General features: G+C 46.8%; 22 protein-coding genes. All 22 read left to right on the top strand.

Going from position 1 to position 26,706, the window contains the following annotated elements:
* Positions 1-23: 23 nt before the first annotated feature.
* Complete coding sequence (pyrH, locus tag KCTCHS21_RS18610) at positions 24-752, top strand: UMP kinase (protein ID WP_130611658.1); 729 nt, start codon at positions 24-26, stop codon at positions 750-752.
* Positions 752-1,306, top strand: coding sequence for a ribosome recycling factor (frr, locus tag KCTCHS21_RS18605; protein ID WP_130611655.1), 555 nt, complete (start codon positions 752-754; stop codon positions 1,304-1,306). The genes pyrH and frr overlap by 1 nt, the downstream gene beginning before the upstream one ends.
* Positions 1,307-1,458: 152 nt before the next feature.
* Positions 1,459-2,199 carry an undecaprenyl pyrophosphate synthase gene (locus KCTCHS21_RS18600; RefSeq protein WP_130616581.1) on the top strand — a complete coding sequence of 247 codons (741 nt, stop codon included), beginning with the start codon at positions 1,459-1,461 and terminating at the stop codon, positions 2,197-2,199.
* Positions 2,200-2,203: 4 nt separating this feature from the next.
* Entirely contained in the window at positions 2,204-2,992 is a 789-nt protein-coding gene (locus tag KCTCHS21_RS18595; RefSeq protein ID WP_130611652.1) for a phosphatidate cytidylyltransferase, read from the top strand.
* A 47-nt stretch (positions 2,993-3,039) separates the two neighbouring features.
* Positions 3,040-4,182: a 1-deoxy-D-xylulose-5-phosphate reductoisomerase gene (locus KCTCHS21_RS18590; protein WP_130611649.1), complete on the top strand. Its 1,143-nt coding sequence runs from the start codon at positions 3,040-3,042 to the stop codon at positions 4,180-4,182.
* Positions 4,183-4,363: 181 nt separating this feature from the next.
* Positions 4,364-5,626, top strand: a complete 1,263-nt coding sequence (rseP, locus tag KCTCHS21_RS18585; RefSeq protein ID WP_130611646.1) for an RIP metalloprotease RseP — start codon at positions 4,364-4,366, stop codon at positions 5,624-5,626.
* Positions 5,627-5,690: 64 nt separating this feature from the next.
* Positions 5,691-7,139 carry a proline--tRNA ligase gene (gene proS, locus KCTCHS21_RS18580; protein WP_130611643.1) on the top strand — a complete coding sequence of 483 codons (1,449 nt, stop codon included), beginning with the start codon at positions 5,691-5,693 and terminating at the stop codon, positions 7,137-7,139.
* A 288-nt stretch (positions 7,140-7,427) separates the two neighbouring features.
* Complete coding sequence (locus KCTCHS21_RS18575; protein ID WP_130611640.1) at positions 7,428-11,738, top strand: PolC-type DNA polymerase III; 4,311 nt, start codon at positions 7,428-7,430, stop codon at positions 11,736-11,738.
* 196 nt (positions 11,739-11,934) lie between these two features.
* The gene (gene rimP, locus KCTCHS21_RS18570; RefSeq protein ID WP_130611637.1) at positions 11,935-12,396 is read left to right on the top strand and encodes a ribosome maturation factor RimP; all 462 of its coding nucleotides are present in this window, start codon (positions 11,935-11,937) and stop codon (positions 12,394-12,396) included.
* A 73-nt stretch (positions 12,397-12,469) separates the two neighbouring features.
* Entirely contained in the window at positions 12,470-13,567 is a 1,098-nt protein-coding gene (gene nusA / locus KCTCHS21_RS18565; protein ID WP_130611634.1) for a transcription termination factor NusA, read from the top strand.
* A gap of 12 nt (positions 13,568-13,579) precedes the next feature.
* Positions 13,580-13,900, top strand: coding sequence for an RNase P modulator RnpM (gene rnpM / locus KCTCHS21_RS18560; RefSeq protein ID WP_130611631.1), 321 nt, complete (start codon positions 13,580-13,582; stop codon positions 13,898-13,900).
* A complete protein-coding gene (locus KCTCHS21_RS18555) occupies positions 13,884-14,216 on the top strand; it encodes a YlxQ family RNA-binding protein (RefSeq protein ID WP_130611628.1) in 333 nt (110 codons plus the stop codon). The genes rnpM and KCTCHS21_RS18555 overlap by 17 nt, the downstream gene beginning before the upstream one ends.
* Complete coding sequence (infB, locus tag KCTCHS21_RS18550) at positions 14,209-17,313, top strand: translation initiation factor IF-2 (RefSeq protein ID WP_130611625.1); 3,105 nt, start codon at positions 14,209-14,211, stop codon at positions 17,311-17,313. Before KCTCHS21_RS18555 ends, infB begins: the two co-directional genes overlap by 8 nt.
* A gap of 21 nt (positions 17,314-17,334) precedes the next feature.
* On the top strand, positions 17,335-17,691 hold the full coding sequence (gene rbfA, locus KCTCHS21_RS18545; protein ID WP_130611622.1) for a 30S ribosome-binding factor RbfA: 357 nt from the start codon (positions 17,335-17,337) through the stop codon (positions 17,689-17,691).
* Positions 17,692-17,712: 21 nt separating this feature from the next.
* Complete coding sequence (locus KCTCHS21_RS18540) at positions 17,713-18,693, top strand: DHH family phosphoesterase (RefSeq protein WP_130611619.1); 981 nt, start codon at positions 17,713-17,715, stop codon at positions 18,691-18,693.
* Positions 18,690-19,631, top strand: a complete 942-nt coding sequence (truB, locus tag KCTCHS21_RS18535) for a tRNA pseudouridine(55) synthase TruB (RefSeq protein WP_130611616.1) — start codon at positions 18,690-18,692, stop codon at positions 19,629-19,631. Before KCTCHS21_RS18540 ends, truB begins: the two co-directional genes overlap by 4 nt.
* Positions 19,632-19,668: 37 nt before the next feature.
* A complete protein-coding gene (locus KCTCHS21_RS18530) occupies positions 19,669-20,646 on the top strand; it encodes a bifunctional riboflavin kinase/FAD synthetase (RefSeq protein ID WP_130611613.1) in 978 nt (325 codons plus the stop codon).
* 193 nt (positions 20,647-20,839) lie between these two features.
* Positions 20,840-21,109, top strand: coding sequence for a 30S ribosomal protein S15 (gene rpsO, locus KCTCHS21_RS18525; RefSeq protein ID WP_120976316.1), 270 nt, complete (start codon positions 20,840-20,842; stop codon positions 21,107-21,109).
* A 212-nt stretch (positions 21,110-21,321) separates the two neighbouring features.
* A complete protein-coding gene (gene pnp / locus KCTCHS21_RS18520) occupies positions 21,322-23,421 on the top strand; it encodes a polyribonucleotide nucleotidyltransferase (RefSeq protein WP_130611610.1) in 2,100 nt (699 codons plus the stop codon).
* Positions 23,422-23,587: 166 nt separating this feature from the next.
* Positions 23,588-24,583, top strand: a complete 996-nt coding sequence (locus KCTCHS21_RS18515; RefSeq protein WP_130611607.1) for a polysaccharide deacetylase family protein — start codon at positions 23,588-23,590, stop codon at positions 24,581-24,583.
* Between the two features lie 65 nt (positions 24,584-24,648).
* Positions 24,649-25,929 carry a M16 family metallopeptidase gene (locus tag KCTCHS21_RS18510; RefSeq protein ID WP_130611604.1) on the top strand — a complete coding sequence of 427 codons (1,281 nt, stop codon included), beginning with the start codon at positions 24,649-24,651 and terminating at the stop codon, positions 25,927-25,929.
* Positions 25,892-26,335: a dUTP diphosphatase gene (gene dut, locus KCTCHS21_RS18505; RefSeq protein ID WP_130611600.1), complete on the top strand. Its 444-nt coding sequence runs from the start codon at positions 25,892-25,894 to the stop codon at positions 26,333-26,335. Before KCTCHS21_RS18510 ends, dut begins: the two co-directional genes overlap by 38 nt.
* Positions 26,336-26,706 lie beyond the last annotated feature (371 nt).

Here is a 26,706-nt window from a genome sequence, read left to right as displayed (position 1 = left end):
AAGACATGATGGAGGTACAAACGTTGCAACAACCTGTTTATAAACGTGTAGTATTAAAGGTGAGCGGAGAGTCGTTATCTGGATTGAACGGGTACGGCATCGACGCGACGACCATCTTGTCGATTGCCGAGCAGATCAAAGAAGTAGTAGCATTAGGTGTTGAGGTTGCTATTGTATGTGGAGGCGGAAACATCTGGCGTGGAATTGCAGGCAGCCAGAAGGGGATAGACCGCGCAACAGCCGATTACATGGGCATGCTGGCAACTGTCATGAATTCCCTAGCTTTGCAGGATGCTTTAGAGCAAATGGATGTACCTAGTCGTGTACAAACGTCCATTGCTATGCAGCAAATCGCCGAGCCTTACATTCGTCGTCGCGCCATCCGTCACTTGGAAAAGGGGCGTGTCGTTATCTTCGCTGCTGGTACAGGCAACCCGTTCTTCTCGACGGATACGACTGCAGCGCTTAGAGCTGCAGAGATCGAGGCTGAGGTCATTCTTATGGCCAAAAACAAAGTAGACGGCGTATATAGCGCAGATCCATTTAAGGATGCTACTGCAGTGAAATATGAGCAGCTTACTTATATGGATGTATTGAACAAAAATCTAGGCGTAATGGATTCTACCGCTTCCTCGTTATGCATGGATAACAATATTCCTCTTCTCGTATTTGCAATTACCGAGAAAGGAAACATTAAACGTGCCATTTTAGGTGAGAAAATCGGCACAATCGTGAAGGGGAGTATCGACTAATGCCTCAGGAAATTAAGAAGGATGCAGAAGAGCGTATGGAGAAAGCGCTAGGCGCTTTGAAACGCGATTTGACAACTTTAAGAGCAGGCCGTGCATCAGGAGCAATGCTTGATCGGATTCAAGTTGATTATTATGGTACACCAACGCCAATCAATCAGATGGGTTCGATTAACACGCCTGATTCACGTACACTGATTATTACTCCTTGGGATAAAACTGCTTTAGCCGCTATAGAGAAGGCGATTCAGAAGTCGGATCTTGGCTTGACGCCTGCGAATGATGGTTCCATCATTCGTCTTAATATTCCGCCACTTACGGAAGAGCGTCGCGCTGACTTGGTTAAATCAACGAAGAAATTCGGCGAGGAAGCAAAAGTAGCTATTCGTAACATCCGTCGTGATGCTAACGATGAAATTAAGAAAAAAGAAAAAGGCGACATCTCTGAGGATGAATCGCGCCGTCACCAAGAGGACGTTCAGAAAATAACGGACCGCTTCGTTGCAGAAGTCGACAAAATCTTGGTTGCCAAAGAAAAAGAAATCATGGAAGTATGATTTGAACTCGTAAGACCCCTCCGACAGGTGGGGTTTATTCTCTTTTGGTTAGCTAGCGAGTGAGCATTGCCTCGCTCTTAGGGGGAAGAACCATGAGTTTGTTCAGCAAATGGCTCGGTAAGCTACGTTTCGGAGTTTTCACAGAAAGCGATATGAATCGCAATCAGGTGAAAACAGAGGAAGAGCCAACAGGAGACAGCATCCCGGGACATATCGCCATTATCATGGACGGAAATGGACGCTGGGCCAAAGCAAGAGGATTACCTCGTATTGCTGGGCATCACAACGGGATGAAGGCAGTTAAACGAATTACAAAAGCCGCTAATCGTGTCGGTGTAAAAGTGCTGACCTTATATGCTTTCTCGACAGAAAATTGGAAACGTCCGAAAGCAGAAGTCGAATTTTTAATGAAATTGCCGCAGGAATTTTTATCATTAGAGTTAGATGAGCTGGTCGAGAACAATGTCCAAGTTAGAATGATGGGTAACCGAGAGCTATTGCCGGACCATACCATTCATGCTATTGAGGAAGCCGTGCGCAAAACAGCTCATAATACCGGATTAATTCTTAATTTCGCTTTGAATTACGGCAGTAGAGTAGAGATGGTGGAAGCGGCTCGAGAGCTTGCACGTAAAGCTGTCGCTGGAGAAATAGATCCGAATGAAATAGAGGAAGCTGATTTTGAAAGCTTATTGCTGTCCAGTGGACTTCCTGATCCAGATTTACTCATAAGGACTAGCGGAGAATTAAGGTTAAGCAATTTTATGCTCTGGCAGGCTGCTTATAGTGAGTTCTGGTTTACCGATGTGTATTGGCCAGAATTCAGCGAACAACATTTATTCGACGCGATTCGCGAATACCAGCGGCGTGCGCGCCGTTACGGGGGGCTATGACATTATGCGTCAGCGTTTAATTACCGGAGTTATTGCCGGCGCGGCGTTCATCGGTCTGCTTGCTGCCGGAGGCTGGTATTATACAGCCCTGCTGCTCCTTATGGCGCTTATTGGCTATTGGGAATATGCACGGCTTAATGGACAAGCCTGGACTCGTCTGGACGTACTGATAGGGTTCGCAGCGGTAGCTTTAATTACTTTACCAAAACTCCCCTTTGAATGGGACATGCCTTCCTTTACAACGATAGCCTGGCTTCTAATGTTTGTTCTACTTTGTGGAACGGTATTCAGTAAAAACCGTATACAATTAGAGCATGTAAGCATATTGTTTCTAGGTGCTGTCTATGTAGGCTCGGGCTTTCATTATATGGCGCTAACTCGAGAGCTAGAGCACGGGATATTCTGGTCTGCTCTTACCTTCGCTTGTATCTGGGCATCGGATGCGGGAGCTTACTTTGTCGGGAAAGCGATTGGAAGAACGAAGCTTTGGCCGTCAATTAGTCCTAATAAGACGATTGAAGGGGCTTTAGGTGGAGTAGTAATTGCTGTTATTACTGGCTTGATCTTGGCTTACTGTCAACCGGACTGGCTTGGTTATGGTCAAGCGGTGCTTATCGGCCTAACAGCAGCGGTTGCAGGTCAGCTTGGTGATCTTGTTCAATCCGCATACAAGCGTTTCCGCAATATTAAAGATTCTGGTCAATTGCTGCCAGGTCACGGCGGAGTGCTGGACCGGACAGACAGCTGGCTAATCGTCTTTCCATTAGTGCATTTGCTCGGCCTTCTAACGTAATTATTTATTTAACAAAGAGTACATAAGAGCAGTGGAGGTTCCCATCCATGAAAAAGATAACGGTGCTTGGGAGTACAGGGTCGATTGGGACTCAGACGCTAGACGTCATCTCTCGCCATCCTGAGGACTTCGAGGTTGTGGGACTGGCTGCGGGTAACAATATATCTTTGTTACTCGAGCAGGTACGGACGTTCAAGCCGAAATGGGTTTCTGCCGGGACTGAAGCTTTAGCAGATCAAATCAAATCCCAAGTACCCTCGCAGGTGCGTGTTGTGTACGGTGAAGCAGGACTAATAGAAATCGCAGGAAATTCTGGTGCGGACTATGTCGTATGTGCATTAGTAGGGAGCTTAGGATTAACATCGACCTTGGCAGCTATTGAAGCAGGCGCTAATATCGGTCTAGCTAATAAAGAGACCTTGGTGACCGCGGGTCATCTGGTCATGCAGAGGGCGAAGGACAAGGGTGTGTCGATTGTTCCAGTTGATAGTGAGCACTCTGCTATATTTCAATGCCTCAACGGAGAAAGTCATAAAACGATTAAGCGACTAATGCTGACAGCCTCCGGTGGAAGCTTTCGGGATCTTACGCGTGATCAATTAAACAACGTAACAGTAGAAGATGCACTAAAGCATCCGAACTGGAGCATGGGCGCCAAGGTAACGATCGATTCGGCAACGATGGCGAATAAAGGTCTTGAAGTCATTGAAGCTCGTTGGCTGTTTGATTTGGACTACGACCAAATTGATGTAGTCATTCACCCAGAAAGTATCATACACTCCATGGTGGAGTTTGTGGATACTAGCGTGATGGCACAGCTTGGTAATCCGGACATGAGAGTTCCTATTCAATACGCACTAACTTATCCAGAGCGTAAGCCTTCACCGGCCTCAGCTTTAGATTTGCTTAAGCAAGGAACGCTACATTTTCGGGAGATGGATTTCAACCGCTATCCTTGCTTGCGGCTAGCTTATGAAGCTGGGCGAAGCGGAGGGACAGCTACAACTGTATTTAATGCAGCCAACGAAATTGCGGTAGCTCGGTTTCTTAAGAGAGAAATCCCGTTCCTGGCGATTGATCGTATTATCGAAGAGGTGCTTTCCCGCCATACGAAGATTGCTGCTCCTGACTTGGAAACCATTCTAGAGACAGATGGATGGGCTCGTCTGGAAGCTGCAGCGTTAGAATAATGTGCAAGCTGGTATTCTCTTGTATCGCCTCGGAGAATAATGTTAATCTAAGATCAGTTGTACAGGAATAAATTAGAGCTTCTTTGTTCTTGGACGGGCACATACGTTTGTATCTAAACGATTTAGATCAGGATACAGAAAGGCGTATACGTTCTAAATCGTTTTAGAAGGGGTTGGAAGGATGGAAAATATACAGGTCGCTCTCTTGACCGTGCTAATGTTCTTTTTACTGGTGTCGCTTCATGAATGGGGTCACTTCTATTTTGCTCGTAGAGCGGGGATTCTGGTACGCGAATTCGCAATTGGATTCGGGCCAAAGCTGTTCTCCATTAAGCGTGGAGAAACGCGATACACCCTTCGTTTACTCCCCATCGGTGGATTTGTACGAATGGCGGGTGAAGATCCGGAAATAGTAGAGGTTCAGCCAGGGCAGACATTAGCTGTTCGAGTGAAGGATGACTTGGTTACCCGCATATATTTAGATCGCCTTGATGAACGCTCAGGTGTTATGCGCGGAGAAGTGAAATCGCTTGATCTGGAGAGGGATCTATTCATTACCCTTGATGTCGACGGTGAAATAGAACGTTATTCCATCCACCCTCAAGCTTTAATTATAGCCAGAGGCCGAGAAACACAAATTGCACCTATCGACCGTCAATTCGGACATAAGTCTGTTGGTAAACGTGCACTTGCTATTTTCGCGGGACCGGTTATGAACTTCCTATTGGCATTCGTGTTATTTGCTACCTACTTGGTCTTACAAGGCGTTCCTGTTGAAAACTCATCTAAAGTGTTTATTTCGAAAGTCCTGCCCGATACTCCGGCGCAGCAATCGGGTCTGGTAAACGGGGACTGGGTGAAATCTATTAACGGTGAGCCAATTGGCGGCGATGTTGATAAATTCGTCAAGCAAATTAATGACTCAGCGGGTAAGCCAATGAACTGGATTGTCGAGCGGGACGGTACTGAAGTTACTCTTAAAGTGACTCCAGATGCTCAAACAGGTAAAATCGGCATCTATCCTACGGGAGAGATGAAAAAGCCAAGCGCAGGCGAGACGATAAGCTTCGCAAGCAAATCCATGGTTGAAATGACTAAGCGGATTTTCGAAGGCTTCCGGAAATTGATATTTGGTGAATTTAAGCTCGATGATCTCGGCGGACCAGTGAAGACGACGAAGGTTACTGTTGAAATCGCCAAAGAGGGAATTGACCAGCTGACACTTTGGGCTGCCGTGTTAAGCTTGTACTTGGGGATTTTCAATCTATTGCCTATACCTGCGCTCGATGGAAGCCGGCTGCTTTTCCTTGGCTTGGAAGCGATAAGGGGAAGACCGATTGATCCGAACCGAGAAAGTATGGTACATTTCATCGGGTTTGCCATGCTCATGCTCCTTATGATTGTAGTAACCTATAACGATATTATAGGATTGGTTAGAAGATAAACCGTTTAAAGCGTTTCGTAAGAGACGCACTATGTAAGCATAAGCCGGGAGCTGGAGGGCCATCATGTCGAAGGATAAAGGATTTGTAACGGAAATTACGCCACAGAGCGAGGACTTTTCCCGCTGGTATATTGACGTCATTAAGAAAGCGGAATTAATGGATTACTCGCCCGTTCGTGGCTGTATCGTATTCCGTCCAGACGGATATGAGCTGTGGGAGAATATGCAGAAGGAGCTTGATCAGCGCTTCAAGGATACTGGTCATCGCAATGCTTATTTCCCTTTATTCATTCCTGAGAGCTTCTTTCAGAAGGAAAAGGAGCATGTTGAGGGCTTTAACCCTGAGCTGCCTTGGGTAACGGAAGCGGCTGGAGAGAAGCTGGAAGAGAGACTTGCCATTCGTCCAACGTCTGAGACGATGTTCGGCCATATGTATGCGAAGTGGATTAATTCCTATCGCGATCTGCCCCTCTTAATTAATCAATGGGCTAATGTCGTGCGTTGGGAGAAAAGAACACTTCCATTCCTAAGAACAAGTGAATTCCTCTGGCAGGAAGGTCATACTGCTCATGAGGATGAAGAGGATGCACGCAAAGAAACGATGCAGATGCTCGAGGTTTATACGGATTTCGTGCAGAATGTTCTAGCTATACCTGTTATTAAAGGCCAGAAAACGCCATCTGAGCGATTCGCTGGTGCTGTAGATACTTATTCTATCGAAGCAATGATGAAGGACGGGCGCGCTGTTCAAGCGGGTACATCTCATTATCTCGGCACGAAATTTGCTGTGGCATTCGATATCAAATATCTTGATCGTGAGAATACACAGCAGTTTTGTCATACGACATCATGGGGAGTTAGCACCCGTCTAATTGGTGCTCTCATTATGGTACATGGTGATGATCGCGGTCTAGTTCTGCCGCCTAAGGTAGCAGCGACACAGGTCATTATGATTCCGATTGGACCGCCTAAAACTCGAGATGTCGTTATTGCTAAGACGGACGAGCTATATGCCCAATTAAAGGCTGCAGGTATCCGCGTTCGTGTGGACGATCGTTCTGATGTATCTCCTGGCTGGAAGTTTAATGAATACGAGATGCGGGGAATTCCAATTCGTCTGGAGCTTGGACCACGTGACTTGGAAAATGGTCAATGTGTGCTTGTCTCCCGTGTAAGTGGAGAGAAAAAGTCGGTAGCACTTGATAATCTTGTGGCGGAGGTTCAGTCTCTGCTAGCTCAAATTCACGATGATATGTTTGAGCGTGCATTATCATTCCGTGAGGAAAACTTCTTCTCCGTCGAAACGTTGGATGAATACAAGACTGCGATGGAAGAGAAAAGAGGCTTCGCATTGGCTGGCTGGTGCGGATCTGAAGCTTGTGAGAAGCAGGTCAAGGAAGAAACGGGAGCAACAAGCCGGAACATTCCGTTCGAGCCTGCCGAAACCAAGTCCAAGTGTCTAGTATGCGGTGACGAATCTCAGCACACGGTTGTTTTCGCTAGAGCTTACTAAATGAGATGAATATGAGCCAGCACCCTGCTTCTGGGGTGCTGATTTATTTTACCATCAATATACACAACTAAATGTCGATCATTGTCTATTGATGGGATACACGTCATAAGGTAAAATGAGTTACAGCGTATGAGCAGCTTCCGAATTAATGCAGGTCCCTAAGATGCGCTGTAAGCGCAGGGCCACTTAAGCCGGGAGCTTTTTTTAACGATTCATTCCTACTTTATAGCTTTTTCATTTATGTATAAACTTTTAAATGCGGTAAGGATTGTGGGGAGGAAAGTAATAATGCAGCCGACGGATGATAGGCGCAAACGGTTCGAGGTGCTTCTGCAGCAAGCGGAATTGCCGACCGAGTGGTTGGGGCAGCATTTTCGAGATGGGTTTATTGAAAAGGTGGAAATTCACCGTTCCCGCAAGGAATGGACTTTTTATATTGGTAAGGAAACGTTATTGCCTAAGGCCATATACGTAGGATTTGTTGAACGGGTAAAGGCAAAGCTTGGGCACCATGCGGCTATTAAAAAAGTAATGCAATACGGACAAGCAGTATCCACACAAAGCATTGTGGAGGAGTACTGGCCGGTGTTCGTGGAGTGGATGCAGCAAGAGGTTCCATCGGTCAATGGGTGGCTGGGCAAAGCGGATTTGGACGCACAAGGTGATCTTGTTACCATTACACTGTTGAATGAGACGAACATTGAGATGGCGAGAAAGAAAGAAGTGGATATTCACGCTGCACGATTTTTCGAGGAGCGATTTCAGCGGGTTTTTCGTGTAAAGCTTGCCGTCGGTGAGGTGAGCCCCGAAACCTACACAGAATTCGCTCAGAAAATAGAGCAGGAAAATCGCGATGCGATTCAGCAAATGATGGCTAGCGTCAGAGAAGAAGCCCCTGTTGTAGAGGGAGAGGCCCCGCAAGTGCTACAGCATGGCTATGAGATTAAGGACCCTGCTCTTCCTATTCAGGAAATTCGTGAGGAAGAGAAGAAGGTTACGATTCAAGGCGTTATTTTTGGATTGGAAACGAAAGAGCTTAGGACGGGTAGCACGCTTTTTCAATGCTACGTTACGGACTTTACGGATTCCTTGTCGATTAAGATTTTCGGTAAGAACAAAGAGGACATTAAGATGTTAAACCTGCTTGCCAACGGCAAATGGGTCAAAATGCGAGGAAAGATTGAATATGATCGGTTTCTTAATCCTCCTGAGCTCGTTATGTTTCCAAACGACATTCGTGAAGTTCTGGCCCCGCCTGAGCCTAAAGATACGGCCGAGGAAAAGCGCGTAGAGTTTCATTTACATACGACAATGAGCACGATGGATGCGGTAACCCCAGTAGATGCCTATATCAAAACAGCTGCTAAGTGGGGGCACAAGGCCGTAGCTATTACAGATCATGCGAATGTTCAATGTTTCCCGGACGCTGCGAAAGCCGGTAAAAAGCATGGAATTAAAGTTATATATGGCGTGGAAGCTAACGTCGTCAACGACGCTGTTCCAATGGTCATTCAGCCTAGGCAACAGAGCTTGGCAGATGCCGAGTATGTCGTATTCGATATCGAGACGACAGGATTATCTGTCACGAACAACAAGATTATTGAGCTAGCCGGTATTAAAATGATTAACGGCCAAGAGGTTGACCGTTTTGAAACCTTTGTAAATCCGCATGAACCGATTCCTTATAACATTCAACAGTTAACGAACATTACCGATGAGATGGTAAAGGACGCACCTGAGCTTGAGCCGAAGCTGAAGGAATTTATTGCTTTTATCGGAGATGCTGTACTTGTAGCACATAATGCTCGTTTTGATATTGGGTTTATGCAAGAAGCTTGCAAACAACACGGGCTGCCTCCATTAAAGAATCCGGCTTTAGATACGCTTGAGCTGGCAAGATTTCTTCATCCTACGATGAAAAACCATCGTTTGAACACATTGGCATCCTTATATAAGGTTTCTCTAGATAACCATCATAGAGCTATTGATGATACGATTGCGTTAGGTGGAATTCTCGTTGGATTGCTGAAGGAAGCTTTGTTACGCGGGGTTACTGAGCTGGAGTCTTTGAATGAAGTGAATGGGAATAGCTGGCGAACGACTCGACCATTCCATTGCGGGATTTATGCTACGAATGCGGTTGGAAAGAAAAATCTTTTCAAATTGATCTCATTATCTCATACCGATTATTTGAACCGCGTTGCGTGCGTCCCTAAGAGCAAATTAATTGAACACCGAGAAGGCTTGATCGTCATATCAGGCTGCGAGAAGGGCGAGTTATTCGAGACTGTTCTGAATAAGTCGCAGGAAGAGGCTGAAGATGTTGCTGCATTCTATGATATTCTTGAGGTTCAGCCAATTGATTTCTATATGCATCTCCTTGATAAGGGGCTAGTCAGCAGTCGTGCGGCATTAGAAGATGCGCTTCGTCGGATTTGTCGAATAGGTGAGAAGCTCACTATCCCGGTAATCGCAACAGGTAATGTCCATTACTTAATCCCTAGGGAGAAAGTTTTCCGGGACATCACGATTAACGGAATTACGGGATTTAGCCCGCTTAAGGATCAGCGTAAGCCGGATGCCCACTTTAGAACGACTGCAGAGATGCTCGAAGCCTTCCAATTCCTTGGTAATGAGAAGGCATATGAGGTTGTCGTGAAAAATACGTCTGAGCTGGCAGATCGGTTCGAGGAAATCAAGCTATTTCCAGACAAGCTGTTCACTCCGATTATCGAAGGTGCAGACGAGGAAATTCGTACGACCTGCTACGACACGGCTAAGGGGATGTATGGAGAGCAGCTGCCGCAGCTTGTCATTGACAGACTAGAGAAGGAATTGGTTCCGATCATCAAGTTTGGTTTCTCTGCCAACTATCTCATTTCCGAGAAGCTGGTTAAGAAGTCCAATCAGGATGGATATCTCGTTGGGTCCCGGGGTTCCGTTGGCTCGTCTGTCGTGGCAATGTTCCTTGGAATCTCTGAAGTAAACCCTTTGCCAGCGCATTATTTCTGCCTAAATTCAGAGTGCAGGCACAGTGAATGGTTCCTCGATGGTAGCGTGCCAAGCGGTTTCGATCTTCCAGACAAGCTGTGTCCGAATTGCTCCCAAAAGATGAAGGGCGAAGGTCAAGATATTCCGTTCGAAACCTTCCTCGGCTTCAAAGGCGATAAAGTTCCCGATATCGATCTCAACTTTTCTGGTGAGTATCAACCGCAAGCACATAATTATACGAAAGTACTATTTACCGAAAAATGTGTATTTCGTGCAGGTACAATTGGAACAGTTGCGGAGAAAACAGCATTTGGATATACGAAGAAGTACGAGGAAGAGCAAGGTAAATCTTGGCGTGGTGCGGAGCTTAATCGTCTTGCCTCTGGTTGTACGGGGGTTAAGCGTAGTACAGGTCAGCATCCTGGGGGTATCGTTGTTGTTCCTGATTACATCGACGTAGAAGATGTTACTCCAGTACAATTCCCTGCAGATGATAGAAACTCGGAGTGGAAAACGACTCATTTCGATTATCATGCCTTTGAGGATAATTTACTTAAGCTCGATATTCTTGGTCACGATGATCCGACGATGATGCGGATGCTGCAGGATTTAACCGGTGTTGATCCAACGACCATCCCTATGAATGATCCTAAAGTAATGAGCCTTTTTAGCTCCGTGAGCGCACTAGGTGTTTCTCCACAGCAAATCCGTTCTAGCGTCGCGACCTTCGGTGTGCCGGAGATGGGTACCCGATTTGTTAGACAGATGCTTGAGGAGACGAAGCCGTCGTCCTTTGCCGATCTTTTGCAAATATCAGGCTTATCACACGGTACAGGCGTATGGATTGGTAACGCTCAAGAGCTCATTAAAAATAACACTTGCACAATTAAGACGGTAATCGGCTGTCGGGATGACATCATGCTATTCCTCATTTATAAAGCAGGTATGGACGCCGCATTAGCGTTCAAAATTACGGAGAGCGTGCGGAAGGGAAGAGGGCTCACTCCGGAGTGGATCGAGGAGATGAAGCGATGCAAGGTACCGCAATGGTACATCGATTCTTGCTTGCGCATTGAATATATGTTCCCGAAAGCTCATGCTGCTGCTTATGTTATTTCGGCGGTAAGAACAGCGTATTTTAAGCTATACTATCCAATCGAATATTACGCAACTTACTACTCAGTACGTGCTGCAGATTTCGATGTTGAGCTGTTCTGTCAAGGCTATGATGCCATCCTCAAGATGCTGCTTGAAATCGAGGAAAAAGGCTTTCAAGCAACAACGAAGGAGAAGAGCATGATATCCATTCTAGAGATGGGTCTCGAAATGACAGCTCGCGGCTTAAAATTCAAGTCGATAGACTTATATAGGTCCGACGCTACACGGTTTATTGTTGATGGTGACAGCTTAATACCGCCTTATGGAGCTATCGCTGGAGTGGGCGAGAATGCTGCTCGCAACATTGCTGCTTCACGGAATGATGGTGACTTTTTATCCATTGAGGATTTCCAGCAACGCTCAAAAGCAAGTAAAACAATAATAGAAGTTTTGACCGGTTTAGGTACCTTCCGAGGGCTGCCTGAGTCCAATCAGCTCATGCTGTTCTAGGGGTTTAGTTATACCACACAGAGGAAAGTTGTGGTTGCCAGTCGCTTTAAGGTTATGTTATATTAATTTTGGTAATCATGTGGATATCACTGTCTGCAGAAGAGTGGGGAAACCCACTCTTTCCGTTTTGTCTGCGGGTCTTACGAGTTGTGACAGACTGCAGGAATCCATTTGGAGCATCGGGAGGTCAACCATTTTGAATGCACCGAAAATAAAATCCATAGTAGAAAACTTCGCAACCTCCTACTTAGAGGAGAACGGGTTTGAGCTAGTGGACGTGGAATACGTGAAGGAAGGCAGCAACTGGTTTTTGCGCGTTTATGTGGACAAGGAAGGCGGCATCGATATCGAGGATTGCGGCATCGTTTCCGAATTCGTTAGCGCAAAGCTAGATGAACTAGATCCTATCGAAGAAGCGTATTTCCTAGAAGTAAGCTCGCCAGGCGCCGAAAGGCCGCTTAAGAAGGCAGAGGATGTCACGAAAGCCGTCGGCAAACATGTGTTTGTGACGACATACGAACAGATTAACGGGGCCAAAGAGTTTGAAGGAAGGCTTGACGGTTTTGACGGAGAGACAATAGTCATTGTCATCGGACGCCGTAAACATGCCATCCCTTACAATAAAGTGGCCTCCGCACGGTTGGCCATTGTTTTCTAAAACTATTTCAGTGACGACAATCCCAGCGCATTAGTAGCGCAATTAATCGCACATTAGGAGGAATAATCAAGTCATGAGCATGGAGTTCATCGAAGCGCTGTCCGAAATCGAGCGCGAGAAGGGCATCAGCAAAGACGTCCTGATCGAAGCTATCGAAGCGGCACTTATCTCCAGCTACAAGCGTAATTTTAATACAGCTCAGAATGTTCGTGTCGACATTAATCGGACAACAGGGCAAATTAAAGTTTATGCGCGTAAGACGATTGTGGAAGAAGCTCTCGATCCTCGTCTGGAGATTTCGCTTGAAGCATCAAGAGCTATAAATCCACATTATCAATTGGAGGATATAGCAGAAATAGAAGTAACACCTCGGGATTTCGGACGGATTGCAGCGCAAACGGCGAAGCAAGTTGTCACACAACGGATTCGCGAAGCAGAACGCGGTCTCATTTATCATGCTTTCGTGGATAAAGAGCAAGATATTGTTACGGGTATCGTGCAACGGATGGACCTACGTAATTTATACATTGATCTTGGTAAAGTGGAAGCTGCGCTGCCGTTGACTGAATTGATGCCAACTGACAAGTTCAAGCAGGGAGATCGTGTTAAATCCTTCATTACGAAGGTTGAAAATACGAGCAAAGGCCCGCAAATTATTCTTTCGCGGACTCATCCAGGACTGTTAAAGCGTTTGTTCGAGCTTGAAGTGCCAGAAATTTTCGATGGAACAGTAGAAATTCGTTCCGTTGCCCGCGAGGCTGGGTTTCGCTCTAAAATTGCGGTTCATTCACGCAATGAGGAAGTTGATCCTGTAGGCTCTTGTGTTGGACAGCGCGGAATTCGTGTGCAATCTATCGTTACTGAGCTTAAAGGCGAGAAAATTGACATTGTTAGATGGTCTGAATCTATCGATGAATATGTTGCTAACGCGCTAAGCCCTTCTAAAGTACTTGAGGTTATTGTTTTTGAGACAGAGAAGATGGCTCGCGTAATCGTACCTGATTATCAATTATCTCTCGCGATCGGTATTAAAGGCCAGAACGCTCGTTTGGCTGCAAAGCTGACAGGGTGGAAAATTGATATCAAGAGTGAAACGCAGGCTGAGCAGGAGTATGGACGTCCGAAATCTACTGGAACAACCATGCATCAGGACAGCGTATCCATCGACTAAGGGGGATCAACCTTGAGACCGAGAAAGATACCTCAGCGTAAGTGCGTGGCCTGTCAGGAAATGATGCCTAAGAAGGAATTGATTCGAATCGTACGTTCTCCGCAGGGAGAAATTCAAATCGATCTGACCGGCAAGAAGCCTGGCCGCGGCGCCTATTTATGTGGCAAAGTCGCTTGCTTTAAGCTGGCGAAAAAGTCAAAGGCGTTCGAGCGTGCCTTGAAAACACCGGTCGGTGCGGATATATACGATCGTCTGGAAGCCGAATTCATTCAAGTCGAGGACGAGTTTCAGGCAAGCAAGGAGCTTGAGGACGATAATGACAACGGTAAATAAGGTGCTATCCCGATTAGGCCTGGCTACGAGAGCAGGCAAGCTAGTCAGCGGAGAAGAAGTTGTGTTGAAGGCTGTTCGTACGGGAGAGGCTAAGCTAGTCTTGCTTGCAGCGGATGCTTCGGATAATACGACTAAGAAAATAAAGGACAAATGCAAAAGCTATAACGTGCCTTTGTTAATAGGATTTACCCGATTTGAGCTGGGATCTGCCGTAGGCAAGCCCGAGCGCGTTCTATTCGCGGTAACAGATCGGGGATTTGCCGACATGCTAGCAGTCGGTTGGGGTCAACATTCGGAGGTGGAGAATATTGAGTAAACAAGATAATACGGATAAGCTAAGGGTTTACGAATATGCCAAACAGCTCAACATGAGCAGTAAAGAGGTTATCACAATATTGAAAAGAATGAATATGCCGGTCAATAACCACATGAGCGTTATGGAAAATGGAATGACCGGAGCGGTGGAAAAGTTTTTCCGCGATGTAAAAGCGAATGCGGCTGCGAAAATGGCCCAAGCGTCCAAGCCAGCAACTTCAACAGCAGCAGCGCCAGCAGCCGATCGCCGTCCACAAACGGGAGCACCGGCTGTTTCGAGTACGCCTGCTCAAAGCTCACCGCAGCAGCAAGCGCCACAGTCTAGCCCGGCTGCATCTGCACCTGCGGCACCAACTGCGCAAGTTTCGCAAGCATCAGCTACTCCGCCGCCAGCAGAATCTGCACCAGCGGCGAATAATGCTACTGCACCTGCGACACCTTCAGCAGCAGCTCCTTCCAGCGCGCCAGCTTCTTCCCAAGGTCAAGCACCACGTCCGCAAGGTCAAGGTAGCTACAACCAGCGTGAAGGTGGAAGCCGTCCGCAAGGTCAAGGTGGATATAACAGCGGTGGTGGAAACCGTCCGCAAGGTCAGGGCGGAAGCCGTCCACAAGGCCAAGGCGGAAGTCGTCCGCAAGGTCAAGGTGGATATAGCAGCGGAGGCGCACCGCGTCCGCAAGGTCAAGGCGGATATAGCAGCGGAGGAGCACCGCGTCCGCAAGGTCAAGGTGGATATAGCAGCGGAGGCGCACCACGTCCGCAAGGTCAAGGCGGTTATAGCAGTGGCGGCGGCCAAGGTCGTCCGCAAGGTCAAGGCGGTTATAGCAGTGGCGGCGGTCAAGGTCGTCCGCAAGGTCAAGGCGGTTATAGCAGTGGCGGCGGTCAAGGTCGTCCGCAAGGTCAAGGCGGTTATAGCAGTGGCGGCGGTCAAGGTCGTCCGCAAGGTCAAGGCGGTTATAGCAGCGGTGGCGGTCAAGGTCGTCCGCAGGGCCAAGGTGGATATAGCAGCGGAGGCGCAAGTCGTCCGCAAGGTCAAGGTGGCAGCAGTGCAGCCCCTAGCCGTCCAGGTCAAGGTACAGGCGCAGGTCGCAGTCCAGCAGCTGGTGCTGCAGGCGCACGCGGCGGTCGTCCTGGTGACAGCAATCGTCCAGCTGGGCGTGGAGATGCTAAGGGTCGTCCGGGCGAAGGCGGAGATTTCAACCGCATTGGCGCTGGTGGTCCGGGAGCAGCTGGCAAGCGCAAGGATAGTCGTTTCGATGATAGCAGAGGCGGCTTCAGAGGCGGTAAAGGCAAGGGTGGTAAGAACGCGCGCAAGAGCAATCAGCCGCCACGTGAGAAAATCGACAACACGCCGAAGAAGGTTATCGTTCGCGGTAACATGACGGTTGGCGAATTGGCGAAATTGTTGCATAAGGATGCTTCTGAGGTTATCAAGAAGCTGTTGCTGATGGGCGTTATGGCAACAATTAACCAAGATCTCGATTTGGATACTGTACTTCTAGTCGTTACTGAATATGGTGTTGAAGCCGAAGTTAAGATCGCGGTAGAAGATACTCAATTCGAAACGATTGAAGAGAACGATGATCCGGATGCTTTGGTTTCCCGTCCTCCTGTTGTTACAATCATGGGTCACGTTGACCACGGTAAAACAACATTGCTTGATGCAATCCGTGAAACGAAAGTAGCAAGCGGAGAAGCAGGCGGAATTACTCAGCACATCGGTGCATACCAAGTCGAAATCAATAACAAGAAAATTACTTTCCTGGATACACCGGGTCACGAAGCGTTCACAACGATGCGTGCTCGTGGTGCTCAGGTTACTGATATTACGATTCTTGTCGTTGCAGCAGATGATGGCGTTATGCCACAAACCGTTGAAGCAATCGCACATGCGAAAGCAGCTAACGTGCCGATTATCGTTGCCGTTAACAAAATCGACAAGCCGGGCGCTAACCCCGATAAAGTAAAACAAGAGCTTACTGAATATGGTCTTGTTCAAGAAGCATGGGGCGGAGATACAATCTTCGTTGAATTGTCAGCTAAGCAACGGATTAACCTTGACGGTCTTCTAGAAATGGTTCTTCTTGTCGCTGAAGTGAATGATTATAAAGCTAACCCAGACAAACGCGCACGCGCTACTGTTATGGAAGCCGAGCTTGACAAAGGAAAAGGACCTATTGCGCGTATTCTCGTGCAGAACGGAACGCTTAAAGTCGGTGATGCATTCGTTGCCGGTGACTGCTTCGGACGTATTCGTGCAATGACGAATGACCGTGGTCGTCGTATTAAGGAAGCTGGTCCATCAACACCGGTAGAAATTACTGGTTTGACGGAAGTTCCTCAAGCAGGCGATCCATTCATGGTGTTCGAAGACGAGCGTAAGGCACGTGAAATTGCTGATAAGCGTTCAATCAAGACTCGTCAGTCTCAGATGAAAGCCAACCAAACGGTTACGCTGGAGGATCTGTTCAGCAAAATCAAGGAAGGCGACATCAAGGAGCTTAACGTTATCCTTAAAGCAGACGTTCAAGGCTCACTCGAAGCGCTCAAAGGCTCACTCGAGAAAATTGAGATTGAAGGCGTACGTGTTAGAACAATATATAGCGGTGTAGGTGCGATTACTGAGTCCGATATTATATTGGCTTCTGCTTCTTCTGCGATCGTGATCGGCTTTAACGTACGTCCAGAGCCACGCGCGCAAGGTATTGCAGAACAAGAAAAAGTTGACGTTCGCTTGCATTCAATTATCTACAAGGTTATTGAAGAGATCGAACAGGCTATGAAGGGAATGCTCGATCCGATATTCAAGGAAAGAGTAACCGGTCATGCCGAAGTACGCGAAACATTCAAAGTAACGAAGGTTGGAACGATTGCAGGCTGTATGATTACAGACGGTAAAATCGCTCGCAACGCTGAGGCTCGCCTTACTCGTGATGGAATCGTTATTTTCACAGGAAAAATTGATTCCCTTAAACGATTTAAGGATGATACGAAGGAAGTTTCGGAAGGCTATGAATGTGGTATAACTCTAGATAAATTTAATGATCTCAGACAAGGCGATATCATCGAAGCGTTTGTGATGGAGTCTGTAGAGCGTTAACATCATTAAGGTGGGATCAGCATGGCCAAATTCCGAGTCGGACGGGTCGGCGAACAGATTAAGAAGGAAATCAGCTCCATCATTCAGACGGAGCTGAAGGATCCCCGTATCGGGTTTATTACAGTAACCGGCGTTGATATCACGAACGATCTTTCGCTTGCAAGAGTATACATTAGTATTCTAGGCAGCGAAGAGCAGAAAGAGGAGACCCTCAAAGCGATTGGACGCGCAAATGGATTTTTGCGCTCCGAGCTGGGTCGCCGCGTGAAGCTTCGCCATACTCCCGTTATGGAATTCCGTTTTGACAGCTCTATTGCTTACGGTAGCCATATCGAGGCACTGCTACAGAAAATTAACCAAGATTCTCTGGGGTCTTAATATCGGCTAGGGGGAAAAGGCATGTGGGCCAAGGATTTGAAGGAAGCCGCGACTTTCATCCGTGAAAGAGACGATTTCCTGATTGTTTCTCATGTGCAGCCCGATGGTGACGCGATTAGCTCTACGGTTGCCGTAGCTTGGCTGCTGGAGAAGCTAGGGAAGAAGTTTACGATGCTGAATGAGGGTCCCGTGCCCTCTCGGCTTCATTTTTTATGGAAGAGCTCGGAAATCCTCACTTTGGATGGCAATGAGTCAGTAAAGCAATATCGTAACGTTATTTGTGTAGATTGTGCTGATTTCGCACGAGTAGGCAGAACGCACCTTTGGTTTGCGCCTGATGCGGAGCTGCTCAATATCGACCATCATCCAACGAATGACGGCTTTGGACGTGTGAACTTAATGAAGTTTCACGCAGCGGCCACTGCCGAAATTTTGTTTGAGTTATTGGACGAGCTGGAGATGACATTAGACGTTGATATTGCCACTGCGATTTATACTGGCTTACTGACAGATACAGGTGGCTTCCGATATTCCAGCACTAGCCCGCTTGTAATGGCGATGGCTTCAAGATTACTTGAAGCTGGCGTCAATGGTCCTGAACTGGCTGAGCATCTATTGGAGCGTATGACGATAGGGCAGCTTGGTGTTATTCAAAGAGGTCTCTCAAGACTTGCCTTCACTCCTGATCACCGCATTGGCTGGTTATGGGTGAATTCAGAAGACTTGGAGGAAACGGGAGCAACTAATGAAGATTTAGAAGGTCTCGTAAACTATCCGCGTAACATCGAAGGTGTCGAGGTCGGAATTCTTTTCAAGCAAAATGGTCAGGAATCCGTTAAGGTTAGCTTGCGTTCGGCAGGACGAGTTAATGTCGCCGCTGTTGCGCAGCACTTTGGCGGTGGAGGTCATGTTCGAGCTGCAGGCTGTCGGCTTACAGAGCCTCTCCCTGAAGTTATTAATAAGGTTGTTAGCATTGTACAGAAAGCGTTGGATAGCGAATGAAGCAGCAACCGGATCAAAATTTAGATGGTGTTCTTGCAGTATGGAAACCAGCTGGCTGGACTTCCCACGATGTTGTGGCCAAGGTCCGGGGGATGGTCCGCGTTCGGAGGATAGGACATACGGGTACATTAGATCCTGCCGTGACGGGGGTTCTTCCGCTTTGTATCGGACGTTCAACGCGCTTTGTTGAATACTTGCAAGAAATGCCTAAGACATATGAAGCAACGCTACGGTTTGGAATCGCAACGGATACAGAGGATTTGAGCGGGAATATCACCGAGCAGAAGGATGCTTCGTTTTTGACGGAGTCGATGATCGTTGATGCTGCTCTATCTTTTATTGGAGAGATTGATCAGACCCCTCCAATGGTATCTGCGGTTAAAATCAATGGCAAGCGACTCTATGAGTTAGCGCGTGAAGGGATTACGGTCGAAAGACCCTCTAGACGCGTTAGCATTTATGAAATTCATATATTGAAAGTATCGATGGCTGGAGAACAGCCTGAGCTTTCATTTTCTGTTGTATGTTCTAAAGGTACTTATATTCGTACGTTATGCGTTGATATAGGACGTAAGCTAGGAGTTCCCGCGGTTATGTCTGAGCTCGTTCGTACGGAAAGTGCTGGGTTAAATCAGGAGCAATGCGTTACACTCGAGGAAATTCCTGAGCTGTTAATGCAGGATCGTCTGAAGGAGAAGCTATTGGCTCCGGATGTGATGCTTACAGAGCTACCCTCTGCCATAGCTTCACATCCTGAATCCTTGCATGTTCTTCAGGGGAAAGTGGTGCAGGCTTTGCGACTGCAGCCGCCGCCTGATAAAATAGGTTTGTTGAAGCTTTATCGATCGGATGGGGTTTTTCTCGGATTGTTCTCTCTTGATGAGAATGGGGAAACGGTCCGTCCGGAAAAGGTATTCCACGTTCCGGAAGGCACGTAGAGCCTATAGTCAGTCCGATTGAGCAGGAGGGCATCAGGTGGAACGGTATGATCTATCAGTAGCGAATGTAACAGGTGCTCTACCTATAGGAGCATCTAAGGCAAATGGAATATCGCTGGCGATTGGCTTCTTCGATGGTGTCCACCTTGGGCATCTTGAGGTTGTTCGTCAGGCGGTTTCTATAGCGCGTGAGCAAGGTCTGGTACCTGCAGTTATGACCTTTAATCCGCACCCAAGAGTAGTGCTCGGTCACGGCTCGCAGTATGAGACCGTTCTTACTCCGCTCTCGGACAAGCTGGCCCTTCTTTCGGAGTTAGGCGTCGAGGCGGCATATATTATTCACTTCGATCAAGCCTTCTCTGAAGTGACGGCTGAGCAATTCGTTAAGTCGTTTATTGTCCCTCTGGGAGTGAAGACAACCGTCGTTGGCTTTGATTTTGCCTTTGGGCATCGTGGAGCCGGGAATGCGGATGCATTGCGTATGTATGGAAATGGTGAGATCCAAGTACATGTCGTATCTCCGGTCTATTTGGATGGGGAGAAGGTAAGCAGCACTCGTATTCGTGATCGACTAGCGGAAGGCGATAGCAGCGAATCTTCTAAGCTTCTAGGACGGCCTTATGAGATCAAGGGCTTAGTCGTTCATGGGGATGCTAGAGGTAGGCTGTTGGGGTTCCCAACGGCGAATGTATTGCCTGAGCAGCCCTATGTGATTCCTCGGTCAGGGGTATATGCTATAGACATTGACGTATTATCTGATTCTGGATCACGCGAGAGACGTTACCAAGGTGTGCTGAATGTTGGCTATCGGCCCACATTCGATGCACCAGGGGGAGCGTTGAGGCTTGAAGCGCATCTGTTCGATTTCGACGGAGATCTCTATGGACGTCAGCTTTCGTTGACGTTACATTCTTTCTTGCGGTCGGAGAAAAAATTTGAATCAATTGAACAGCTAGTTGGTCAAATTACGAGCGATGCTGCAGAAGCTAGAGAAATTCTTAGTGTGAGAAAGTAAGATTTAGTCGGCAATGATAGCTTTTCCTGCTGGTTTAGCATTGTATGTGTAATGCACATTATGCTATACTAGATCACGTTGCAGAGATCGGTGCATAACCAGATCATCTGTAAACAAGAACCTTAGCTTGGCAGAGCGCCCTCACCGACGCCTGCGTGGCTAATGGCGATTCTATTGAAGGAGGTGAACAAGGATGGCATTGACACAAGAGCGTAAACAAGAATTGATTGAAGAGCATAAGACACATGCAACGGACACCGGATCTCCGGAAGTTCAAATTGCTATCCTTACGCAGAACATCAACAATCTGACAACTCACTTTCGGGAGCACAAGAAAGATCATCACTCCCGTCGTGGTCTACTCAAGATGGTTGGTCAACGTCGTAAGCTACTAGCATATTTGAAAAACAAAGATGTTAGCCGGTACAGCGCCCTAATTGCAAAATTGGGACTTCGCCGTTAATTTTCTACCGCACGAAAGCAACCTGGCCGCGTCGAATAGAGCACACCGCTCTTTTCGGCATCAGGTTGCTTTTTCCCATATAAGGGAGATCAATTCCTATCTCATAAACAGCGGCAGTTGTTTTTGCTTGAATGCCTAAGCTAGGGCTAGGCAGGAAATAATGGGAAGAGTGTCGAAATTACATAACGTGAAATTAGAAGGAGGGAATCTGTTTGGAACATCGCGTGCAAATGCAGCTAGGCGGCCGTTCGTTTGAATTGGAAACGGGACGACTCGCTAAGCAGGCGAATGGAGCAGTTGTCGTTCGCTATGGAGATACAGTTGTTTTGTCCACTGTTACGGCTTCCAATGAGCCGAAGGATCTTGATTTTTTTCCACTTACCGTAAACTATGAAGAACGTTTGTACGCTGTAGGTAAAATTCCCGGAGGATTCATTAAACGGGAAGGACGCCCAAGTGAGAAGGCTATCTTGTCCAGCCGTCTGACAGATCGTCCGATTCGCCCGTTGTTCTCGGAAGGCTTCCGTAATGATGTTCAGATCGTTAACCTTGTACTTAGCGTAGATCATGATTGTGCACCTGAAATTGCTGCAATGATTGGTACTTCAGCTGCATTAGCTATCTCGAATGTGCCGTTTAACGGCCCTGTTGGAGGAGTTATAGTTGGTCGGATTGATGGTAAGTATATTATCAACCCTACCCAAGAGCAAGAGGCTGTAAGTGACTTGTTCGTTGTTGTATCAGGAACGCGTGATGCGATAATGATGGTTGAGGCAGAAGCCAATGAAGTATCTGAGTCCGACATTCTAGAAGCAATAATGTTTGGACATGAGGAAATCAAAAAAATTGTTGATACCATTGATCAATTGGTAGCAATAGCTGGTCAACCGAAGATGGCAGTGAAGCTGCATAGTGTAGATGCTTCTGTTGAGGCCGATGTTCAAGGCTTCGCGAAGGCTCGCTTAGTACAAGCTGTTAGCATTGCTGAGAAGCATGCGCGTCAAGAAGCTATTGATCTAATCAACGGTGAAGCAGTGGAACACTTTAGCAACGTGTACGCGGAGACGCCGAGCAAGCTAAAGGATGTTAAAGAGATTTTGTACGATATTGTTAAGAACGAAGTCCGTCGTCTCATCACGCATGATAAAGTGCGCCCAGATGGTCGTGGACTTGCTGAGATCCGTCCAATATCAAGCGACACTTCCATTCTGCCGAGAACGCATGGTTCTGGGTTGTTTACTCGTGGACAAACACAAGCTCTAAGTATCTGTACGTTAGGACCACTTGGAGAAGTTCAAATTTTGGATGGGGTTAGCCCGCAAGAATCCAAACGCTTTATGCACCATTACAACTTCCCGCCATTCTCAGTCGGCGAAGCTCGTCCTTTGCGTCCGCCTGGTCGTCGTGAAATTGGTCATGGAGCACTCGGCGAGCGAGCACTATTGAAAGTATTGCCGTCTGAAATAGAATTCCCATACACAATCCGTCTTGTTTCCGAGGTGCTGGAATCTAACGGCTCCACTTCCCAAGCGAGTATCTGCGCTAGCACGCTTGCTATGATGGATGCAGGTGTTCCAATTAAAGCTCCGGTTGCTGGTGTAGCTATGGGATTGATTAAAGATGGTGAACATACATCCATCCTCACTGATATTCAAGGGCTGGAAGATCACCTTGGCGATATGGACTTCAAAGTAGCTGGAACAGCAGCCGGCATCACCGCTATCCAAATGGATATTAAAATCGACGGAATCGATCGTCAGATTTTAACGGACGCACTGCAGCAAGCCAAAGAAGGACGTTTGTTCATCTTGGGTAAAATGCTTGAAGCGATTCAAGAGCCGCGTAAACAATTAAGCAAATATGCTCCTAAAATTATTTCGCTTAAAATTCATCCGGACAAAATCCGTGATGTTATTGGTTCTGGCGGTAAAATCATCAATAAAATCATCGAAGAAACCGGCGTGAAAATAGATATTGAGCAAGATGGAACTGTCTATATTGCCTCGACGGATGAAGCGGCGAATCAACGCGCTCGTGGAATTATTGAAGGCATCGTCAAAGAAGTTGTCATTGGCGAGGTATATACGGGTACGGTTAAGAGAATCGAGAAATTCGGTTGCTTCGTAGAAATTTTGCCGAACAAGGATGGGCTCATTCACATCAGCCAGCTTTCTAACGAGCGGGTTGCTAAAGTGGAGGATGTCGTTAACATCGGCGATCAAATCGAAGTGAAAGTTACGGAAATCGATAATATGGGTCGTATTAATTTGTCCCGCAAAGCTTTACTTAGCTCTGAGCAAGTTTCCGTATAACCATCTTTGTTTTGAATTGAATAACAGGTATGACAAAAGAGACTCCAATAAGAAGGTCTCTTTTTGTTTTGTATAAATAAGTAAAGGAATGGGAAGCTCACTCATAAACTCCGTTATCGTGGCATAGTATGATGCAGGGCATCGGGACAAGACGGGGGTGAGCCATATGAATAGAAAGTCGTCTTACACATTGCTAGCGTTAATGCTGCTATGCCTCTTAGCTATACTATTAGCTGGGACAAGGGGTCCAATAAAGACTTATGTACAAGCGGTTAAGTTACAGATGGTCTCAGCTGAAGCACTAGGTCAGGATAATTCCAATGATCAATTAATGATCTGGATTAAAGCGGAAGCACCCAAGCATAATGAACTACCGGTCGACGCTGTCATCGACCGGATTTGGAAGGCAATTCCCGGTTACAACGGCAGAGAAGTAGACGTGGAAGCGACTTACAGCAAGGCTAAAGCGCTTGGTTTAACTACAGGTGGTGAACACGGTTTTCCATGGGTTTATCGCGTTTTGAAACCAAAGGTAGATCTGAAGGATTTACCGCTCCAACCTATTTATCGAGGGAATCCTGCCAAACCAATGGTCGCTTTAATGATAAATGTGGCTTGGGGAGATGAATTTCTGCCTCCAATGCTCGCAACATTAAAGGCAGCTAATGTAAAAGCAACCTTTTTCTTTGACGGGAAGTGGTTGTCTAAAAACTCGGAAATGGCTCAGAGCATTATTAAGCAAGGTCACGAGGTTTCTAATCATGCGTATTCTCACCCTAATATGAGTCAACTTGGGATGACCCGACAACGCGAGGAAATAGGCAAGACGGAAGCGCTTTTGAAGAAATTAGGCGCATCTAATGTGTGGTTCGCACCTCCTTCTGGAGATTATAATTCAAATACGGTTAAGGTAGCTTCTGAGTTCGGGTTAAGAACGGTTTTATGGACATTGGACACGGTTGATTGGCAAAAACCTCAATCATGGACAATAGTCGATAAAGTATCCAGAAAAGTTGGACCAGGTACAATGATCTTGATGCATCCTACAGCTGCCTCGCAAGGAGCATTAAAAGGCATGATTAAGGCAATTAAGGCAAAGGGATATGTACTAGGGACGGTTTCAGAAACGCTCTCCCCAGAACGGATAGAGGAGCGGTTGTGACAGCTGTCGGAATTTGATATAGTGGTATCACTGTTTGTTAAGCTTTAAGTAAAGGGGGAAATCGGATGAACAAATATGAGCTCAAAAACGGCTTGCGCGTGATGATCGAACAGATACCAACCTGCCGGTCAGTATCGTTTGGAATATGGGTGAAAACAGGCTCCCGTTATGAGGATCTAAATAACAACGGAATTTCCCATTTCGTTGAACATATGCTTTTCAAAGGGACTAAGCGCCATAGTGCGAAGGATATAGCAGATTTATTCGATGGTATTGGTGGCAATGTTAATGCCTTTACCTCCAAGGAATATACTTGTTATTATGCTAAAGTGCTGGATACACATTTACCGATTGCGGTAGATATTCTATCCGACATGTTTTTTGAATCCCAGATTGCGGACGGGGAATTAGCTAAAGAAAAAAACGTTATCCTCGAAGAGATATCGATGTATGAGGATACTCCAGACGATACCGTTCATGATTTGGCTTCTCGTGCTGCCTATCAGGACCACCCGTTAGCCTATTCCATTCTTGGGACAGTCGAGCGTCTGAATGCCATGGGGTCTGCGGATTTACGAAAATATATGGGTGAGCGATATAGTATTGAAAACACGGTAATAAGCGTAGCAGGAAATGTAGGGCCAGAGGTACTGGAGCTGCTTGAGAAGCATTTCGGCAGATTTGATGTACATAGCAAGGATGTATCCCTGGAAGTTCCTGTCTTTCATTCTAAAGCATTGTTTCACAAGAAGAAGACGGAGCAAAATCATCTATGTCTAACCTTCCCAGGCTCAACAATTAAATCGCCTAATCTGTATGCCATGATTTTATTGAATAATACGATTGGTGGCGGAATGAGCTCGCGGTTGTTCCAAGAGGTTCGAGAAAAACGTGGGCTTGCTTATTCTGTGTATTCCTATCATTCCTCTTATGCTGATAATGGTCTGTTTACGGTATACGCAGGAACAGCGCCGAAACAAACGCAGGAAGTTTATGATATAACGATGGAATTACTTAATGAACTTGCCGCTACGGGTATGAACGAACAGGAGCTCCATCGTGGCAAGGAGCAACTAAAAGGCAATCTGATTTTAAGCTTGGAGAGTACTAGCAGCCGCATGAACCGTTTAGGAAAGAACGAGTTAATGCTTGGCCGTCATTATACTTTGGATGAGATGCTAGAACGGATAGACCAAGTCGAGCTTTCTGATGTTAAAGCAATAATGGAAGATATGATGGCCCAGCCTTGTGCTGTTGCGCTGGTAGGCGCCAATAAGAAAGTGCTGTCGGGAAGCGGGAGGGAATTCATTGTATCCAATTCAGTTGAAACGTCTGCCGGGGAATGAAGATGTACAGCTGCCACGCCAAATGTCGGAATGGGCAGCTGGATTTGATGTGCATGCAGCAGTAGGTGAGCCTGTTATTCTAAGTCCGGGAGAGCGGGCATTAATACCGACCGGTTTTGCAATGGCAATGCCCAGAGAGCTCGAAGCTCAAATTCGACCTCGCAGTGGATTGGCCTACAAGCACGGGATTACCTGCTTAAATTCACCTGGAACAATTGATGCTGATTATCGTGGTGAAGTAAAGGTTCTGCTCATTAATTTAGGCCAGGAGCCATTCACCATTGAACGCGGCGAACGCATCGCTCAGATTGTCTTCCAACGCGTACCTCAAGTAACTTTAGAGGAAGTCCTAGAGCTATCAGATACAGTCCGCGGTGAAGGCGGCTTCGGACACACAGGCAAATAATTGTATACATCATAGCTATTAATAGCAGCAGCCTAACTTGGAACAAACTCCATGTTAGGCTGTTTTATTGTATTCTCGCTCAATTTTCGCGTACGACCGCTGTCTCCTCCGCTCAGTGATTCCCCATTCAATACCACCTAATTCTCTTATACAGCCACTATCCCCGTGACTCAGTGCACGTATTGCGGTTATCCACCTAATTTTCGCGTATGACCACTATACCCTCCGCTCAATGCTCCCACGTTCAAGTCGACCTAATTTAATTATCTCGTACAGCTGCTATCCCCATGACTCAGTGAACGCATTGCGGTTATCCACTTAATTTTCGCGTATGACCACTATACCCTCCGCTCAATGCTCCCACGTTCAAG

This window comes from Cohnella abietis, assembly GCF_004295585.1.
In the GTDB taxonomy this organism is placed as follows: domain Bacteria; phylum Bacillota; class Bacilli; order Paenibacillales; family Paenibacillaceae; genus Cohnella; species Cohnella abietis.
This window is presented reverse-complemented; position numbering and strand designations above follow the sequence as displayed.

What these genes read in the sequence shown, in the direction of transcription:
- KCTCHS21_RS18575 (WP_130611640.1), top strand. Translation starts at nt 7,428, where the DNA reads ATGCAGCCGACGGATGATAGGCGCAAACGGTTCGAGGTGCTTCTGCAG.
- rpsO (WP_120976316.1), top strand. Translation starts at nt 20,840, where the DNA reads ATGGCATTGACACAAGAGCGTAAACAAGAATTGATTGAAGAGCATAAG.
- KCTCHS21_RS18515 (WP_130611607.1), top strand. Translation starts at nt 23,588, where the DNA reads ATGAATAGAAAGTCGTCTTACACATTGCTAGCGTTAATGCTGCTATGC.
- KCTCHS21_RS18600 (WP_130616581.1), top strand. Translation starts at nt 1,459, where the DNA reads ATGAATCGCAATCAGGTGAAAACAGAGGAAGAGCCAACAGGAGACAGC.
- frr (WP_130611655.1), top strand. Translation starts at nt 752, where the DNA reads ATGCCTCAGGAAATTAAGAAGGATGCAGAAGAGCGTATGGAGAAAGCG.
- proS (WP_130611643.1), top strand. Translation starts at nt 5,691, where the DNA reads ATGTCGAAGGATAAAGGATTTGTAACGGAAATTACGCCACAGAGCGAG.
- KCTCHS21_RS18595 (WP_130611652.1), top strand. Translation starts at nt 2,204, where the DNA reads ATGCGTCAGCGTTTAATTACCGGAGTTATTGCCGGCGCGGCGTTCATC.
- rseP (WP_130611646.1), top strand. Translation starts at nt 4,364, where the DNA reads ATGGAAAATATACAGGTCGCTCTCTTGACCGTGCTAATGTTCTTTTTA.
- nusA (WP_130611634.1), top strand. Translation starts at nt 12,470, where the DNA reads ATGAGCATGGAGTTCATCGAAGCGCTGTCCGAAATCGAGCGCGAGAAG.
- rbfA (WP_130611622.1), top strand. Translation starts at nt 17,335, where the DNA reads ATGGCCAAATTCCGAGTCGGACGGGTCGGCGAACAGATTAAGAAGGAA.
- KCTCHS21_RS18510 (WP_130611604.1), top strand. Translation starts at nt 24,649, where the DNA reads ATGAACAAATATGAGCTCAAAAACGGCTTGCGCGTGATGATCGAACAG.
- truB (WP_130611616.1), top strand. Translation starts at nt 18,690, where the DNA reads ATGAAGCAGCAACCGGATCAAAATTTAGATGGTGTTCTTGCAGTATGG.
- KCTCHS21_RS18590 (WP_130611649.1), top strand. Translation starts at nt 3,040, where the DNA reads ATGAAAAAGATAACGGTGCTTGGGAGTACAGGGTCGATTGGGACTCAG.
- KCTCHS21_RS18555 (WP_130611628.1), top strand. Translation starts at nt 13,884, where the DNA reads ATGACAACGGTAAATAAGGTGCTATCCCGATTAGGCCTGGCTACGAGA.
- KCTCHS21_RS18540 (WP_130611619.1), top strand. Translation starts at nt 17,713, where the DNA reads ATGTGGGCCAAGGATTTGAAGGAAGCCGCGACTTTCATCCGTGAAAGA.